Consider the following 15,068-nt stretch of genomic DNA (forward strand, 5'->3'; position numbering starts at 1 on the left):
GTACCCCGGTGCGGGTACCGATCGCGCACAGTTCGTTGATCAGCCGGTGAACCAGCGGCGACGCCGGTTCACGGCGAATTCCGCCTTCTCGGTGGCCAGTTCGGTCGACGGCGCGACGAACGGCGCGACGGGCGCCGGTCCGGACAGGAAGTCCGCGTCGACCTTGCCGACCAGGCCGCCGCCGAACTCGATGTGGCAGGCGCCCCGGCCGCGGTACTTCACCTCGGGCTCTGGCGCCGACCGCACCCTCGCGGCGATGACCGCGGCGACCGTGCGGGCGGCGTCCTCGGCGAACACCCCGGCCCGGGGAACGGGTGCGTCCGCGCAGTCTCCGATGGCGTAGACGCCGGGGAAGGGCGTGGCGAGCGTGCGCTGATCCACGGCGATCCAGCCGTCCGTTCCGCCCTCCGTCAGTCCGGAGGCCTCGACGACGGCGGGCACCCGGTGTTTCGGGATCCCGATGAACAGGTCGTAGTCGAGGTCCCCTGCACGCGTGCGGGCGCGGTGCGCCGACGGGTCCAGCGCGTGGACCAGGCGCCCCGGCGAGTACTCGATGCCGCGTTCCGCGAGCGCCCCGACGAGGGCGGTCGAGGTTCCCGCCGACACCGGGATCGGCGAGTCCATCGGGCTGAGCACGTGGATGCTCGTCCGGTCGCGCAACCCGCGCCGGACCAGTTCGTCGTGCAGGAGCAGGACGCCCTCATAGGGCGCGGGCGGGCACTTGAACGGGACGCTCAGGATGCCGAGCAACACCGCGCCGCCGGTGAAGTCGTCGAGCCGGGCACGCAACCGCCCGACGCCGTCCACGGAGTAGAACTCGTGCCCGTCCTCCACGAACCCCGGCGTCGCGCCGGGCTCGTAGTCGGCGCCGAGCGCGACCACCAGGGTGTCCGGCTCGTACTCGGACCGGTCGGTGATCACCCGGCGCTTCCTCGGATCGATCGAGGTAACGGTCTCGCGCCGGAACTCGACGCCCGGCCGGGTCAGGTCGCGGTACGGAATCCGGACCGATTCGCTTGTCGCACCCTTGAAGAGGAGGTCCATCTTCGCGAACCCGAACATGAACGAGTCGCTCTGGTCGACGAGCACGATGCGGGCCTCATCGGCAACCGATTCGGACAGACATGCGGCCAGCTCGAGTCCTCCGAACCCGGCGCCGAGGATCAGCACGGTGTGCATTCATCAAGGCTCCTCCCGCCGGGGGCGACGAGGCAAGGGTGTGCGCGCTACGGCCAGACGAACTCGGCGTCCGACTCGTAGTCCGCGCGGCGGGCGGCGAGGGCCATGTTCACCATCTGATGGGCACCGGTGCCGATGACCTGGCGCACCGGCGGATGCGGGTTGTTCACCAGTGCGAGAAGTGCGGCCGCCGCCTCCGCGGGCGGGGCATCGACCCACTCGGGATCCGTGTCCTCCGGCTCCGCCTGCGGCGCTGCGCTCGGGTCCGGATACGCCGCGGTCCCCAGGATGGCGAGACGGGTCTCGTCGTAGGCGGGATTCGCGGCCGCGAACCTCATGCTCGAGCCTGCCCAGTCGGTGTCGAAGCCGCCGAGCTGGGCCATCGTCACCGAGATCCCGAACGGGCGGAGCTCTTCGGCGGCCGACGCGCTGAACCCCTCGAGGGCCCATTTGCTCGCGTTGTAGAGGCCGAAGGTCGGCATCGCCCCGACCGCACCGACGCTGGAGATCTGGATGATGTGTCCCGATCCCTGCGCCCGCAGCTGCGGTATCACGGCCTGGGTGACCCACAGGGCGCCATAGAAATTCGTCTCCATCTGGGCCCGGGCCTGATCCTCGGTGACCTCTTCGACGGCGCCCATCAGTCCGTACCCGGCGTTGTTGACGACGACGTCGATCCGGCCGAACCGGTCGACGGCCCGCGCGACGGCCTCGGCGGCGGCGGCGCGATCGGTCACGTCCAGGCGAAGCGCGGCGACGCGCCCCGGGTGGGCGGCCTCCAGATCCAGGAGGGTCGTCGCGTCGCGGGCGGTGGCGACCACCCGATCGCCTGCATCGAGTGCGGCGGCGGCGAAGGCGCGGCCGAGTCCGCGTCCGGCGCCGGTGATGAACCAGGTGCGGGGTTCGGTGGTCGGAATGGTGGCCTCCTCGGATCGGTTCACGAGACGGTGCGTCTCGTGGGACCACTGTGGCATCGTCCCGAGGGTGTGTCAAGACGGAACGTATCGTCTCGCTGATATGGTGGGCGAATGACACCCGAGCCCAAGGTCCTGCCCGCACGGCGCAGCGAGCGCGCCCGGTCGGCGATCCTCGCCGCCACCGCGGAGCTGGTCTTCGAGGTGCCCTACGGCCGGCTGACGATCGAGGCGATCGCGGCGCGCGCCGGCGTGGGCAAGCAGACCATCTACCGCTGGTGGCCGACCAAGGGAGCGGTGCTGTTCGACGCGCTGCTCGAGCTGTCCGGGGGGCCGGACGGGGTCGCCCTGCCCGACACCGGTGACCTGCGTGCGGATCTCGGGCTGTTCCTGCGCGCGACGGTGGCGGAGATGACCGAACCGCGTTTCGATGCCTTCCTCCGCGCGGTCATGATCGAGATCCAGTCGGATCCCGACCTCGCCGAGGTCTACCGGGATCGGCTGCTCGCGCCGCAGCGCGAGGCGATTCGGGAGCGGCTCCGGCTGGCGGTGGAGTCCGGCGCGATCCGGGCGGACGTCGACCTGGAGGTCGCGGTCGACCTGCTGGTCGGGCCCGTCCAGACCCGGTGGGCGCTCGGGTTGGGAGGCCTGACCGAGGGTTACGCGGACGCCCTGCTCGACCTGGTCATGGCGGCGGTGCGCCCGAGCTGATTGCCCCGCGGGCGGATCCGTCCATGGAACGTCGAGAAGGCTGAGAAGGTGCTCGAGGACGGTGGCTACAGGCGCGCGGGGCGTGGTGGTCGAGCACCGCCGAAACCGGCTACCGATCCTGGCCAGCCAACACCACGTCGCAGAAACGACCGATTGATGGACGTGAATCTGGATGGTGAGGTCTCGGAGGGAGACCAGCGGCAGGGATGTCGGGGATCTCGACGCTTCCCCACCGTTCTCTGGCGGCGTCGAGCTACGTGTGGGTCACTCCGTAGCCATCTTGCGGGCGTGTCCCTGGTGACAGCTTGACTCACAACCGACCGCCAGGGACACCGGGCACTCGGTTCGAGGAAGATGCTCCTGTGAAAAGGACATCAAAGAAGCGCACCCGGTGGCCCTTGCGCGCTTGGGTGGGGCTCGGAACAGCAGTCACGACCGGCGTCGGGTTGTCGGTGCTGTTGGTGTTCGCGCGCTTGCAGGCCGGCAAAGCGGTGTGGGAGAACGGCTTCTACCTCAACGGATCTCAATGGTTCGATGTCGCCCGCACCACCGTCACCTTGATCGGAATCATCGGCCTCGGCGGCGCTGCATTCCTCGCCTACCGCAAACAGCTCTCCACCGAGGCGACCCATATCCTTCAGGAGGCCGGTGCATTGCGTAACCGCTACACCACCTGTGCCGAACAACTCGGACATGACTCTCCTGCGATCCGACAGGCTGGGGTCTACGCCCTCGCCTCCCTCGCCGACGACTGGCACATCAAGGGAAGCGACGCCGAGCGCCAGGTCTGCATCGACCTCCTGTGCGCATACCTTCGGACAGACCGCGCCCCATCCATCGCCCCCGCCACACCTGGACCAAGTCCGACGTCTCGACGAACAGTTGCCGGCCGAAAGCCCATGCGGTTGACGCCGAACCCGCCACCGCCGAAGTCGGATCCCCAGGAACAGGAAGTCCGCGATGCGGTAATCAGCGTCATCCGGGACCGCACAACGACACTGAGCCCTGAAAAGCGCTGGCCAGATGGTGTTCTTGCTCTCAGATCGGCGAACCTGCGCGGCGCGGACCTGCGCGGCGCGCACCTGGTGCGAGCGACGCTGCTCGAGGCGAACCTGAACGGTGCGCACCTGGACGGCGCGTTCCTGTCCGGCGCGAACCTGCGCGGCGCGCACCTGGCGCGAGCGACGCTGCTCGAGGCGGTCCTGAACGGCGCGCACCTGGACAGCGCGTTCCTGTCCGGCGCGTTCCTGAACGGTGCGCACCTGGACGGTGCGTACCTGCGCGGCGTGGACCTGACTGACGCGGACCTGACTGACGTGGACCTGCGTGGCGCGAACCTGTCCGGCGCGAACCTGTCCGGCGCGTTCCTTTCCGACGCGGATCTGCGTGGCGCGAACCTGCGCGGCGCGAACCTGCGCCGCGCGCACCTGACTGACGCGGACCTGACTGACGTGGACCTGCGTGGCGCGAACCTGTCCGGCGCGCACATGTCCGGTGCGAACCTGACTGACGCGAACCTGACTGGCGCGGACCTGCGTGGCGCGAACCTGTCCGCGAACCTGTCCGGCGCGAACCTGTCCGGCGCGAACCTGTCCGGCGCGAACCTGCTCGACGCGTTCCTGTCCGGCGCGGACCTGACAGACGCGGACCTGTGCGTCGACCTGTTCGGCGCGGACCTGACCGAGATTCACTACTCCAGCAGCACCAAGTGGCCGGATGGATTTTCCCCTCCCTTACCAACGCCGCCTGGTTCCTGACTATCAACTGTTTCTCAGGTGCCACGCGAGGCCGTCCTGAAATCGTTCATTTTTTGGACGCGAATCTGGATGGTGAGGTCGCGTGTGGACTTGATCGCGGAGGAGGGCTGTGATCCAGCATGTTCTCCGCGGCAGGACGGCGATCGGGATGCGACGATGATCAGCGTGATCATTGAGCATGCGCTGTTGAATGTCCGGCCCGGGCACGAATCGGACTTCGAGGCGGCTTTCGCGGATGCAAAGTCGATCATTTCCGCGATGCCGGGCTTCGAGCAGCTGACGTTGTCTCGGTGTATTGAGCAGCGGGGAACCTACCTGCTGCTCGTGCAGTGGGAGAAGTTGGAAGACCACGTCGAGGGCTTCCGTGGTTCGCCGCAGTATGAGCGATGGCGTCAACTGCTGCACCACTTCTACGAACCGTTCCCACTGGTCGAGCACTACGAACCGGTGCTCGCCGCGCAGTGTTGCCACCGAGGTTAGGGCGCGTCGTTCCGGATCCACGCTCGGATGAGGTCACCTGCGGCGGACAACGAATCTGCGTTGTCACTCGCCGCTGCAAGCTCATTGGCTTGATGGGTACTGCTGATGGCCAGCACTCTCATCCCTGCTCCCAGGCCCGCAGCTACTCCGGCCGGGGCGTCTTCGACAACGAGGACATCGGACGGGAAAGCCCCAAGAAGCTCTGCGGCCCGCAGATATCCCTCCGGGGAAGGCTTCCCGGCGGACACGTCCTCGGCATCAACGAACACTTTCGGTTCAGGAATACCCGCATTCCTGAACCGCGCCAACACAGTAGAGCGGCGACCGCTTGTGACAACACCCCAGCATTCGGGAGGTAATGACCGAAGTAAGGGGGCCGCAGCAGGAAACGCAGGGAACTGGTCGCCGATGCTGTGCATCAGCTGCCTCAACAGTGAGTACTCGGCGTCGGGGTCAAGATGTGGGGCGACTTCAGCGATCGTTTCGACGGGTCGCCGGCCGTGGGTGGCCGACCAGGTCACCTCGAACGGAACCGACCTCATCGCGCACCAGCGACTCCAAACCTGCCTGTATCCCCCATAGGAGTCGATCAGAACGCCATCAACGTCGAAGAGTACGGATCGCACCTCGGGATGCTAGCTGCCTGCGAGGCAGCTCTGGGCGAGCGCGACCGCGACCGCGACCGCGACTCAGAATTGATAGCTCCCCCCTGTCGAGTTGCGCGCGTCTCCCTACCGTTCGTTTCCAGGACGCGAATCTAGATGGCAGGTCGCGGACTGTGACTCGTGGCGATGTGTGGCGGTGAGGCGCGAGCTTGCTTCCCCAGGCGAGAATTTGGCGATGCCGCCCGAGACGAATACCGACAGCGACAAAGTTGAGGTCTTGCACGACGACGAGCCCTGGTACGAGGTGGCTCTGGTCTGCCTGAGCGTGGTCGCTGGAATGGTGGCCGGGATCGTCCTGGGCTGGTACGTCGCCAGCTGGGCGGTGCCAACGCTCCAGGACCTCATGCACGTTCCGGAGCTGTCACCAATACCTGACTACGATCGGGCGCCCGGTGTTCCCGGACCAACGGCAGGATATTGGATCGCCTGGGTGATACCGCCGCTGGCGGTATACGCCACCTGCGCGCTGGTGGTCTGGGGCTGGCGGCCAGCCCGTTGGTTCATCGGGCCCATGTTGTCGAGCTTCACCGTGCTCGCCCTGCTCTTCGTGCCGATGTTCATCTTGCTCGACGTCGGTGGGTTCAGCCCCAGCTGACCCGAGAGGAAGTGGACGACCACTGCCTAGGAACCACAATCCGTTCTGTGGCTCTGCTCGTTCTGGCTCGGTGCGGATATCAGTATCCGGTCTGGAGCCCGGATTGATAGCTCTCCCCTATCGAGTTGCGCGCGTCTCCCTACCGTTCGTTTCCCGGACCCGGATCGAGGCGGGGGAGTGGCGGCGAGCGACCAGCTCCTCACAGGTCCCAAAAACGTGTCTCAATGCCGTTGTCCCGAAACCTGGTGCTGTCGGTGAGTTCTGGGACACTCACCGCCGTGAGCGCACTGTTGGGCTACGCCCGGGTCTCGACCGCCGACCAGAACCCAGATCTCCAGACGGACGCCCTCAGGGCCTCCGGGTGCTTCCGAGTCTGGACCGACACCGCCTCCGGCGCGAGGACCGACCGGCCCGAGCTGGCCGCCGCGATGGATGCGCTCAGACCGGGAGACACCCTCGTCGTGTGGCGGCTCGATCGCCTGGGCCGCAGCCTCCCGCATCTGATCGAGACCGTCACCGAGCTCGAGCAGCGCGGGGTGGCCTTCCGCTCGCTGACCGAGGCCATCGACACATCGACTGCCGGTGGGAAGCTGATCTTCCACATCTTCGGCGCGCTAGCCGATTTCGAGCGCAGCCTCATCCGCGAGCGCACTATGGCCGGACTCGCCGCGGCCCGCGAGCGCGGCCGTGTCGGCGGACGCCCGCCCGCACTCACCCCGGCGAAGAAGCCTCAGGCCAAGAGAATGCTCGCCGAGAACACGCCCATGACTGAGATCGCCGAGGTGCTCGAGGTCGCCCGAAGCACGCTCTACCGGCACCTCGGGTGAGGGTGCGTGAGCTGTGTAAGACTCGCGTGGTCCCCGCAAATCCCCGTTGCCGTGGACGTACCTCCCCGGGCTTCCGTTCTGCGTGCGGCTCGGGGAGGCTCAGATTTGCCACCGCCGCCATCGGGCGACAGAAGCGCCAGTGGGTGCGTCGATCGGGTGGTCTGGCGAGATGTTGCATCGGTTGTTCGCGGCCCGATTCGCTCAGGTCCGTCCGTCACGGGCCACCTACCTCGGACTGACATGCAGGACAGGTAAACCGAACAACCGAGCGTGTGTTTTCGCAGGCCGCGATCTTCCCTGAGTCGCTGGGATGTGCCTTGTTTGACGATCGTCAAACAGGACCGGCCAGAAGGTGCACTGTGGTGAGACCGGCTTGCGGCACCGAACGCTGCCACCGATACAGCTTCGCGGGTCGACATCCCCAGCGGCGAGCGGTCCGGCGACTCTAAACTGGCATGTGGCGCATCGCTACAGTCGCGTCAGGAATGCTGATCTCGGCGGCAGCAGGTATGGCGTAGCCGCGGTCTATGGCGTCGGTACAGCCTGGATGTCAGTGCCGCCCGCCGAGCAGCTGGGCGGCTCGGTGCCGCCCAGCTCGGAGCCGGTATGTCGGTGACCTCCTAGATGGAGCTACTTTGGTCGCGAGGCCAACCCCATCGCCACCCCAACGGCGTAGCCGGCAGCGGCAATGCCGATTGCAATCGCCAGATTCCGCTCATCGGGTTCATCGTCGGTCAATAGTGGTTGGCCCGCGATGTCGTTTATTGATTGCACCGCGTCAGGATTCGCCGCGAGCTGGGTCGCGATTTGGGGTGCCACCTGCGAGACCGCAGCCCGAACATCGGGGCGCTGGTACAGAGCGTCAATTACGTACCACGGCGGACAGAGTGGCGGTTTCCCCAGGCCGTTGCCGGAATTGGGCAGCGAACAGAAGGGTGGCCATTTTGGAATGAAGGTGTCCAATTGCGAGGGGGTAAGTTGCGTATTCATCCTAAACACTCCTACTTCGCCCATGTATGCCCGACGGCGTAGCCGAAGGCCATCGCTGAGACTGCCAATGCAACAAGCGCGACGGGGTTGCGCTCGGGTCCGGTTAAATCCTGCCGGAGAAGCTCCTCGAGAGTCGCTGGCCGCTCTCCCGGGGTAGTGGCGAACGGATTCTCGGCGCTCTTACGGGCGTGGTTGCCGTCCATGGTTGACTGGGCAAACTCCTGCAAGAACCCTTTTCGCGCTGGCTGCAGTTGCGCAAGCTCCTGGATCACGCTCGGAAGGTTTGCATTGAGTCCATCGACCAGCTGCGGTGTCATAACTGGCAGCGCTTGCGAGTACATACACAGTTCGGCAAGAGCTTCCACGTGGGTAACGGCATCGCCAGAAGGCTCGGTCGGCGGTTGGTCGGATCGGCCCTTGGTGAGCGTCTTCGTTAGAAGTCCGATCGCCTCGTCGAATGCAGGGTGGCCGGGTCGAGATTGGGTTGCGGTCATCGGATCCTCCTCGTCGTTCGTTCATTCGTTACGCCCAACGGCTGTGATCACGTCTGCAGAATATTTTCTCGTGCAACCCCTGTCGCGAGTAGTGCGCTACTCGAATGGGTGCCTGCTGCATCGCGTAGTGGCCCGGGCAGGAGAGAACTCGAACAACTGGACGACCTTAGAGCGGGTGCCGAGGTCCACGGAGGCACCACGACCCCCCTGGACAGAAACGAGAAGATGCCGCGCGAAGGCGTTGGCTCGGCCTTCCTCGGGACTGTTCGAGGTCACATTCGGCTTGTCGATCGAGCCTTCGAAGATCACGTCAGCCAACTCGTGGGCGAGGGTGCTGCGCCGCGGCATTGGTACAGAGTGCGTGCAACAGCGATGACCACAGCATCGAGGGCAGATCTGCGGGTAGACGTCCCAGGCGCGGACATCATGGTGTCAATCTGACCCCCGGCCGGGTCGATCCCGGCCGGGTCGATCCCGGCCGGGTCGATTATGAAGGCTAATGATCGGTGACAAACGCCCCTCGGCCAGGAATGATGGAATCAGACCGGTCTTGATGTGAACAGGACGCAATGCCGCTATACCGGGCCAGTTGGCCCGGTTGAAACGATGGAGGCCGGTTATGACTGAGCTGAATCCTCAACCACTCCTTCCGAAAGTTGTACGGATTCACGTCACTCGTGAGATCGCATATGATCTTGACAAGACCGAGAAGATCCGGGCGAACGTGATGGACAAGCTCGGATGCCGTGGGTGTACCTCGGGGCACATCCTCGACTTTCACGTGATCGACGAGTTCATCGTTGATCCAGATACCCTGGATGTTTCGCCGAATGTTGTCGGACCGACATTCTGACGTTGTACCTGGTCGGCTGGGGGTCGGGCTGGTCTACTTTCCGGCCCTCCGCCCGCTGTACGCCGAGGATTCGGATTCTCCCCCTGTCCTCGAACTGGAGCCGCAGACTCTGTGGGTGCGCACTCGCGTCCACGGGATGTGGCGTTACGACATGCCGTCGGAACGTCTCGCGGAGATAGACGGGCTTGCGCCATCTGTGCTCCTTCACGGCGTCGGGCAACCCTTCGCGGGATCCACGCTGGACCCTGTCGACTACTTCCCCCTGCTTCGGGACGCTGTCGACCTATTAGATCCTGTATGGATCAGCGAACATTTGAGCTTCATGCGCGTGCGGACGGCATCGGGCGTCCATGAGACCGGCTTCCTTCTGCCGCCCCTGCAATCAGAGGAAACGGTCCGCGTCGCTACGGCTCGTATCGGCGAGTACCGCAGACGACTTGGCCGTCCCGTCGCGTTCGAAACCGGAGTCAACTACCTGCGGTACCGATACGGACCTCTGGACGACGGCACTTTCTTCCGCCGCGTTTCCGAGAACGCAGATGCCGGGATCCTGCTCGACCTGCACAACCTCTGGTGTAATCACGTCAACGGCCGCGCAGAACTACAGAAGGTCCTCGATCGCATCCCGCTCGACAGGGTATGGGAAGTGCACCTTGCCGGCGGCAGCACCATGGATGGGGTATGGCTTGATGCCCATAGCGGCCCGATCCCCGAAGCGCTCATAGAGTGCACCGCCGAGATCATGCCTCGGCTCAGTGCCTTACGCGCCCTCATCTACGAGGTCATGCCCCAACAGGCTGATCGTATGGGAGTTGACCAGGTGCGAGAGCAACTGGACACATTGCGTGCGCTCTGGAGACTGGTGCCGTCTGGCCACTTCGCTGTCTCGCCGGGCGATCTGAGGGCGCCCCAGTCGCACATACTCAGTAGTAGTGACATCGCCACGGTGGAATCCTGGGAGCAGACACTCCATACCGCAGTGGGACTTGGTCCGAAGGCCCGCCGTGGCCAAACATCGGAGAATTCAACCTATTCCGCGCTGGCCGGTGATCCCGGCCTCGACATCTACAGAAAGCTTGTCAACGATGCTCGTCTCGGGTGCATAGCGCAGACCCTCAGATACACCGTCATGTTGCTGCTGATGCACCTCGGGTCGCGCCTAACCCGTGAACTTCTTGAGCAATACAGCACCGTGGCTCCGGCTCAATCTTATGCAGCGATTGAGGGACATCAGTTCTGCACGTATCTGCGAAGCGCTATCGAGTCCACGTCGAATGGCCTAGCTGAAATCCCCTACTTGAGTGAGGTGTTGGCGTTCGAGTCAGCACTACTGAAATCAGCTGTCTTCGGAGAGTCGAGCACCGTGTCGTGGACGGTCAACCCGTCTTTGCTGTTATCAACGCTTGACGCCGGACTCAAGCCGGACAATCTTCCTTCCGCGCCCCAGACGAGCATCTTCCATGCAGGTACTGATCGACATACGGGCTGACCAAGGCCTCGCTGCCACTGGTTCTGACTAACCTGACCGCTTCGGATTTGGGGCCGCAACGACCGTTTTCGTTTTCGGCCCGATGCCGTCCGCACGTGCAACCGTGGCCCGGACTCGAGGCAGGCACCATCAAGAGCCTGTCGCAGATGTCGCGCGGCCGACTCCCAAACGCGCAAGGCGTCGGCTAGACGCGCCGGCGCACGAGCGGCCACCACAGTCAGGCCGGCCACCACCGGGATGACCAGCAGTGCGGCCGCGATGACCATCACAGTGCTCGATCGCAGCGCGGGGCCACGCTCGCCGAGCTGCAGCATGTGAGCGTGTGGACGACAGATCCGTACAATGTGGAACGGGTTCGCGTTCTCGTTGCGCTGCACGGCGATCCCGAGGCGATCGCCCGCAAGGTTCTGCGGGGCGAGCCGGCAATTGGTTAGGCCGGACTGGGTGATGGCCAGAGACGACGCCGATCTGATTTCCAGCTACTTCTGCGCGAAGATGGAGGCGAAGGGACGCTTTGAACGCGCTGCCAGCTCCGCCGACCGACATCGGGCGGCAGTGGAGCTCGACCATATTCGCAAGGCAGAACGTCCCTTTGATCTCGATATCGTCGGCGAATTCTACGCTTGTACCGCTGCAATCGCGGGCAGCCCGTGGGCCGAGCACCTGCAAGTCGGCGCCGAACTCGGTCTGACGGCCGACGACTGCACGAAGCTTTGCCGCGGCGCCGATGTAGCTACCGCTGAGAGCGGGCGTGCAGCAGTGGGCGGTTTTGAGCTGGGAACTGGACCACTCTGCGGCGACCGGCCCGTCCCCTGCCTTTCATCGCAAGGCTGGCGGGCAGGGCATCGCGAAGCCGCAGTGAACAGCTCGCACGCCAGCGGGTTCACGGTCGTCAGGGTATGCCTGACATAATCTCTGTTATCGGTATGCTAAATCGGTTGTGCTTCAAGGGGCTGGAACGGCTCTCAACACAACGTCGCGGGCGTGATCGAAGTGCGGGTCCGTGACGTCACCGCGTGCCCGGGCAGATGGACGGCTGGGCCAGCACAAGCCGGGGGATTCGGCGCCGTATCGTGTCGTGGATCCGCTGGCGCCCTCGCGTGCCAACCTGAAAATGGTCCACACCTTCAGTCCGAGTTCCTCGACCGGCCTCGTTTGTGATCGAGGCGGTCACGATCTGCTCGCCGCCATCGACCTTGACCTTTACCGTGGCCACTCACACTGCCGATGGTCACGTCGGTGATCATTCCGCTCAGCTGATTTGTGGGTGGCAGTCGCATCGTGAAACTCCATCTTCGTCACCACGATTGCCACCGGGCTTCTTCAACCGGCAGACAGGGTAGGAATGGGCGATGTCAAAGTATGCAGAAGGAGACAACGTCTTCGTGTCGGCCGCGCGGCTGGGCGGAGCTGTCAAAGCACCGTATGCGCTAAGGCCAAGGCGGGTCCTTGGCATCAGTGGACGATCAAATAATCGTTGACGACCTTACCAGCGAAACTACAACCGTTGCGGTTTGTCACGTTCGCCGGGATCGTTGGGATTTTTATTACTGCGCATTGGCGACCTCAAGACCGACAGACGCTGCTTGACCCTCTCGCGAAAAGCATTCTGCACTTTCTACGAATTTTGCTTCCCGACAATGATATTCATAAACTGAGTATTCGCACCTATCTGAACTCGAAGAATGGTGAAATGTCAACGCGGGAACGATCAGCCACGTAGTGATGATCGGGCACGGAGCACCGGACAGCATCAACTTCGTCGACCCGAAAGGGCCGGTAACCGGGGAGTAGCTTGGGGAGATGCTCGATGCTGCCCACACCACCTGTGCGCCCAAAGTCTTCATCTCTCCCGCGCGTCACACAGGTAGGGCGGCATTCGCCCAGGGATTCAGCCGCGCTCGCGTCTGCCAAGAGTTCGTCGCTCCCTTTCATGCGGTACACGGCGCAGGAGCATCTCAATACACACAGAACCTCCTGACGCATCATCTGCTCGAAGCAGTAGGCTTTAGCCGCAGCCCACAGCCGAGCCGTCAAAGCTTCGATTCCGGGCGGGCGGTTTAGGAGATACCGGAACGGGTGGCACGAAGACCCCGCCACCCCGACCTCGTTCCGACCGGAATGAAGTACGAGCTACTGCGACACCAAGTGTGGCAACGGTGGGTCGACCCACTCGACTCCGGTTACCGTGGCTCGGTCGCGAGCTTCTCCTTGTTTTCCGCGTAGCGGAGCATCGCGGACTGGATTGCCTGAGCGTTGGTATACGCGATCTGAGTTAGGTTGCCGTGCGGCATGTAGATCTGAACGTATGCGTGCCCGCGGTAGCCTCCGCAGAGCCACTGGCTGCTGCTGGTTGTCCCTCCGTCATTTATGAAGCACCACATTTCGGGGGTATTTTTGCCAACGTCAGGATCGGGTTGCCCCTCGCGGGAAGCTTCCTCTCTACCGCTGCGCCAGTCGTACTGAACTTGGCCACGCGCCGCAGCGTCTTCGGGGGTCGGATAGATCTCTATTTGAGCAGTTCCGGCGTCCTTACCGGCCGTGTGGCCACCGTAATTTGTCGAAGTCAGCTCCACTTTGACGACGGCGAGATTCTTGATTGCGCTCGCGTCCCTGGTGCCCCATTCCACAGGATCAGCCACGGTTACTGACTGTGGAAGTCTCTGGTCGAACGGGCCGATCAGGATCGCGTTCGCCATCTCCTGTGTGTCTACCTTCGGCTCCTGTGGGCCGGGTTGTTGTGGGTTGACGAGGAAGACAGACAACGCCGAGGCGGCGGCGATGAAAACTGCAGTCGGAGGCCCCAAGCGTTTGCGCCAATGGGGAGGTAGGACGAGGACGACCGCCGCCGCGAGCAGGCAGGCAACGAAGAAAAATGCCAACCGCAATCGTTCGTTCGACACCGAAAAGGCGAGGAGAACCATCACCGCGACAGTTCCGACACCTAGGAGCATCGCAAACAAGAGGCGTACCCCTGCCCTGGACGTTCGACTGTTGCTTGATACGTGCGGAGGCGGACCCGCTGGGGATGGGCCTGGTTCCCTGGGTTGATCGGCCGGCGGCTGTGGCATGACTGTCCTTGAGTTCGGCGTATCCCTCAATTTTGACCGGTAGACCGACCGAGTGGGATTCCTTGCTGACTTCACGGGCGTTGACCTCGGTGACGGACTTTCCGTGCAGCGCCTCTGTCATGGTTCCGAAGGTCGGTGAACAGGCCGTCGACGGCGGCGCGAGGGATCCAGCGGCCTCCCAACTGTGCGCCGGGGTTGGCTGGCTCGGCTGCTGCCGCCAGGAAGCCCTGACGCCATCGGGAGACGATGCGCTCGGCCGCGACTTCCTGCGGCGCTTCCACGTCCACGATCACGATGCCCGGCGCCGCGGTCAGGGGGCCGTCTTCTTCTGAAAGCGAGGCGAGCCAGGCGCGGCGGGCCTCGATCTGCTCAGGAGTCGCCACAGGTCAGTCGGCCAGGGCGTCGAGCACGGCGTCGTAGTCCTCATCCGCGAGGAGTCCCTCGTCGAGGGCGCGGCCAACCTGATTGTTGAACCCACCCTCCCTGATCGGCGGGACGTCATTGGCGTAGGGGAAGGGATTGGGAGCGCCCGGCTTCTCGTATGCCCACTCGATCAGTTCCCGACGGACCGTGGCACGGTCATCTCCCCTGCGGCATATCGGGCGGCGATCTCGTACGCAGTCCCACCGTGCGTGCCGGGCCGCACGTCCGGAGCCTCGACGCGCGCTCGCCTGAGGAGGTCGCTGATCGTTGGCTGGCTCACGTTCTCGACCTCTGCCAGAGCAACCTGGGTCAGTCCCGACTCGTAGAGCTGACGCAGGTGCCGAAGGTAGTTGATCCGCGCCACCTTCTCGCGGGCCTTGTCGCGCGCGAGCTTGCGGCAGAGCTGATCGCGATCCATATCCATGATGAAGTCGCTTTCTCCACTCGCTCTATAGGGAAGCCTATATCGGCAGGTCTGACCCGGTTGGTGGTCCGGACACTCATAGTGTTCGTGCTCCGTGTCTAACAGACCGGCGACCTGCTGAGGGTGAAAAGGTCGCAGCTGATCAGACCCAGTAGGGCGTCGTGGTCGTGAGTGACCGCCGGTGCGAGCTGCGAGT

16 protein-coding genes are annotated in these 15,068 nt (G+C 64.2%); 9 read left to right on the forward strand and 7 right to left on the reverse strand.

From position 1 onward, the window contains the following. Window positions 1-39: 39 nt before the first annotated feature. Together ACWFRB_RS19060 and ACWFRB_RS19065 are read right to left on the reverse strand one after the other, a co-directional pair. Complete coding sequence (locus ACWFRB_RS19060; RefSeq protein WP_452642781.1) at window positions 40-1,179, reverse strand: NAD(P)/FAD-dependent oxidoreductase; 1,140 nt, start codon at window positions 1,177-1,179, stop codon at window positions 40-42. 47 nt (window positions 1,180-1,226) lie between these two features. Further along, entirely contained in the window at window positions 1,227-2,153 is a 927-nt protein-coding gene (locus ACWFRB_RS19065; RefSeq protein WP_452642783.1) for an SDR family NAD(P)-dependent oxidoreductase, read from the reverse strand. 54 nt (window positions 2,154-2,207) lie between these two features. On the opposite strand from ACWFRB_RS19065, the gene ACWFRB_RS19070 reads away from it, so the two are divergent. The 3 genes from ACWFRB_RS19070 to ACWFRB_RS19080 all read left to right on the forward strand — a co-directional run bounded on the left by ACWFRB_RS19070 (window position 2,208) and on the right by ACWFRB_RS19080 (window position 5,041). Continuing rightward, on the forward strand, window positions 2,208-2,804 hold the full coding sequence (locus tag ACWFRB_RS19070; protein ID WP_452642785.1) for a TetR/AcrR family transcriptional regulator: 597 nt from the start codon (window positions 2,208-2,210) through the stop codon (window positions 2,802-2,804). Between the two features lie 362 nt (window positions 2,805-3,166). Next, on the forward strand, window positions 3,167-4,561 hold the full coding sequence (locus tag ACWFRB_RS19075; protein ID WP_452642787.1) for a pentapeptide repeat-containing protein: 1,395 nt from the start codon (window positions 3,167-3,169) through the stop codon (window positions 4,559-4,561). A 156-nt stretch (window positions 4,562-4,717) separates the two neighbouring features. Then, complete coding sequence (locus ACWFRB_RS19080; protein WP_452642789.1) at window positions 4,718-5,041, forward strand: antibiotic biosynthesis monooxygenase family protein; 324 nt, start codon at window positions 4,718-4,720, stop codon at window positions 5,039-5,041. On the opposite strand, the gene ACWFRB_RS19085 is transcribed toward ACWFRB_RS19080, so the two are convergent. Further along, complete coding sequence (locus ACWFRB_RS19085; protein ID WP_452642791.1) at window positions 5,038-5,667, reverse strand: HAD-IA family hydrolase; 630 nt, start codon at window positions 5,665-5,667, stop codon at window positions 5,038-5,040. The two genes, ACWFRB_RS19080 and ACWFRB_RS19085, sit on opposite strands and share 4 nt — an antisense overlap. 214 nt (window positions 5,668-5,881) lie before the next feature. On the opposite strand from ACWFRB_RS19085, the gene ACWFRB_RS19090 reads away from it, so the two are divergent. After that, the gene (locus tag ACWFRB_RS19090) at window positions 5,882-6,301 is read left to right on the forward strand and encodes a hypothetical protein (RefSeq protein ID WP_452642792.1); all 420 of its coding nucleotides are present in this window, start codon (window positions 5,882-5,884) and stop codon (window positions 6,299-6,301) included. 278 nt (window positions 6,302-6,579) lie between these two features. After that, window positions 6,580-7,128: a recombinase family protein gene (locus ACWFRB_RS19095; RefSeq protein ID WP_452642794.1), complete on the forward strand. Its 549-nt coding sequence runs from the start codon at window positions 6,580-6,582 to the stop codon at window positions 7,126-7,128. 630 nt (window positions 7,129-7,758) lie between these two features. Here ACWFRB_RS19095 and ACWFRB_RS19100 read toward each other — a convergent pair. Beyond that, the gene (locus ACWFRB_RS19100) at window positions 7,759-8,118 is read right to left on the reverse strand and encodes a hemophore-related protein (protein WP_452642796.1); all 360 of its coding nucleotides are present in this window, start codon (window positions 8,116-8,118) and stop codon (window positions 7,759-7,761) included. 11 nt (window positions 8,119-8,129) lie between these two features. Beyond that, window positions 8,130-8,612, reverse strand: a complete 483-nt coding sequence (locus ACWFRB_RS19105; protein ID WP_452642798.1) for a hypothetical protein — start codon at window positions 8,610-8,612, stop codon at window positions 8,130-8,132. Window positions 8,613-9,231: 619 nt separating this feature from the next. On the opposite strand from ACWFRB_RS19105, the gene ACWFRB_RS19110 reads away from it, so the two are divergent. The 3 genes from ACWFRB_RS19110 (at window position 9,232) to ACWFRB_RS19120 (ending at window position 11,866) form a co-directional block, all read left to right on the forward strand. Continuing rightward, window positions 9,232-9,465 carry a hypothetical protein gene (locus ACWFRB_RS19110; protein ID WP_452642800.1) on the forward strand — a complete coding sequence of 78 codons (234 nt, stop codon included), beginning with the start codon at window positions 9,232-9,234 and terminating at the stop codon, window positions 9,463-9,465. 115 nt (window positions 9,466-9,580) lie between these two features. Next, window positions 9,581-10,954, forward strand: coding sequence for a DUF692 domain-containing protein (locus ACWFRB_RS19115; RefSeq protein WP_452642802.1), 1,374 nt, complete (start codon window positions 9,581-9,583; stop codon window positions 10,952-10,954). Window positions 10,955-11,401: 447 nt separating this feature from the next. Next, the gene (locus ACWFRB_RS19120; RefSeq protein WP_452642804.1) at window positions 11,402-11,866 is read left to right on the forward strand and encodes a hypothetical protein; all 465 of its coding nucleotides are present in this window, start codon (window positions 11,402-11,404) and stop codon (window positions 11,864-11,866) included. Between the two features lie 1,271 nt (window positions 11,867-13,137). Here the strand turns inward: ACWFRB_RS19120 and ACWFRB_RS19125 are convergent. Continuing rightward, entirely contained in the window at window positions 13,138-13,917 is a 780-nt protein-coding gene (locus tag ACWFRB_RS19125; RefSeq protein ID WP_452642806.1) for a hypothetical protein, read from the reverse strand. 227 nt (window positions 13,918-14,144) lie between these two features. Between ACWFRB_RS19125 and ACWFRB_RS19130 the strand changes: the two genes are divergently transcribed. Then, window positions 14,145-14,357, forward strand: a complete 213-nt coding sequence (locus ACWFRB_RS19130) for a hypothetical protein (RefSeq protein WP_452642808.1) — start codon at window positions 14,145-14,147, stop codon at window positions 14,355-14,357. 221 nt (window positions 14,358-14,578) lie between these two features. On the opposite strand, the gene ACWFRB_RS19135 is transcribed toward ACWFRB_RS19130, so the two are convergent. Then, window positions 14,579-14,872 (reverse strand): hypothetical protein, encoded by a 294-nt coding sequence (locus ACWFRB_RS19135; RefSeq protein ID WP_452642810.1) that lies wholly within the window; start codon window positions 14,870-14,872, stop codon window positions 14,579-14,581. Between the last annotated feature and the right edge of the window lie 196 nt (window positions 14,873-15,068).

The sequence above is a fragment of the Rhodococcus sp. NPDC055112 genome, from assembly GCF_053607505.1.

Coding starts and splice junctions, on each gene's coding strand:
- ACWFRB_RS19060 (WP_452642781.1), bottom strand. CDS start 1,179: ATGCACACCGTGCTGATCCTCGGCGCCGGGTTCGGAGGACTCGAGCTG.
- ACWFRB_RS19065 (WP_452642783.1), bottom strand. CDS start 2,153: ATGCCACAGTGGTCCCACGAGACGCACCGTCTCGTGAACCGATCCGAG.
- ACWFRB_RS19070 (WP_452642785.1), top strand. CDS start 2,208: ATGACACCCGAGCCCAAGGTCCTGCCCGCACGGCGCAGCGAGCGCGCC.
- ACWFRB_RS19080 (WP_452642789.1), top strand. CDS start 4,718: ATGATCAGCGTGATCATTGAGCATGCGCTGTTGAATGTCCGGCCCGGG.
- ACWFRB_RS19090 (WP_452642792.1), top strand. CDS start 5,882: ATGCCGCCCGAGACGAATACCGACAGCGACAAAGTTGAGGTCTTGCAC.
- ACWFRB_RS19100 (WP_452642796.1), bottom strand. CDS start 8,118: ATGAATACGCAACTTACCCCCTCGCAATTGGACACCTTCATTCCAAAA.
- ACWFRB_RS19105 (WP_452642798.1), bottom strand. CDS start 8,612: ATGACCGCAACCCAATCTCGACCCGGCCACCCTGCATTCGACGAGGCG.
- ACWFRB_RS19110 (WP_452642800.1), top strand. CDS start 9,232: ATGACTGAGCTGAATCCTCAACCACTCCTTCCGAAAGTTGTACGGATT.
- ACWFRB_RS19120 (WP_452642804.1), top strand. CDS start 11,402: ATGGCCAGAGACGACGCCGATCTGATTTCCAGCTACTTCTGCGCGAAG.
- ACWFRB_RS19130 (WP_452642808.1), top strand. CDS start 14,145: ATGGTTCCGAAGGTCGGTGAACAGGCCGTCGACGGCGGCGCGAGGGAT.
- ACWFRB_RS19135 (WP_452642810.1), bottom strand. CDS start 14,872: ATGGATATGGATCGCGATCAGCTCTGCCGCAAGCTCGCGCGCGACAAG.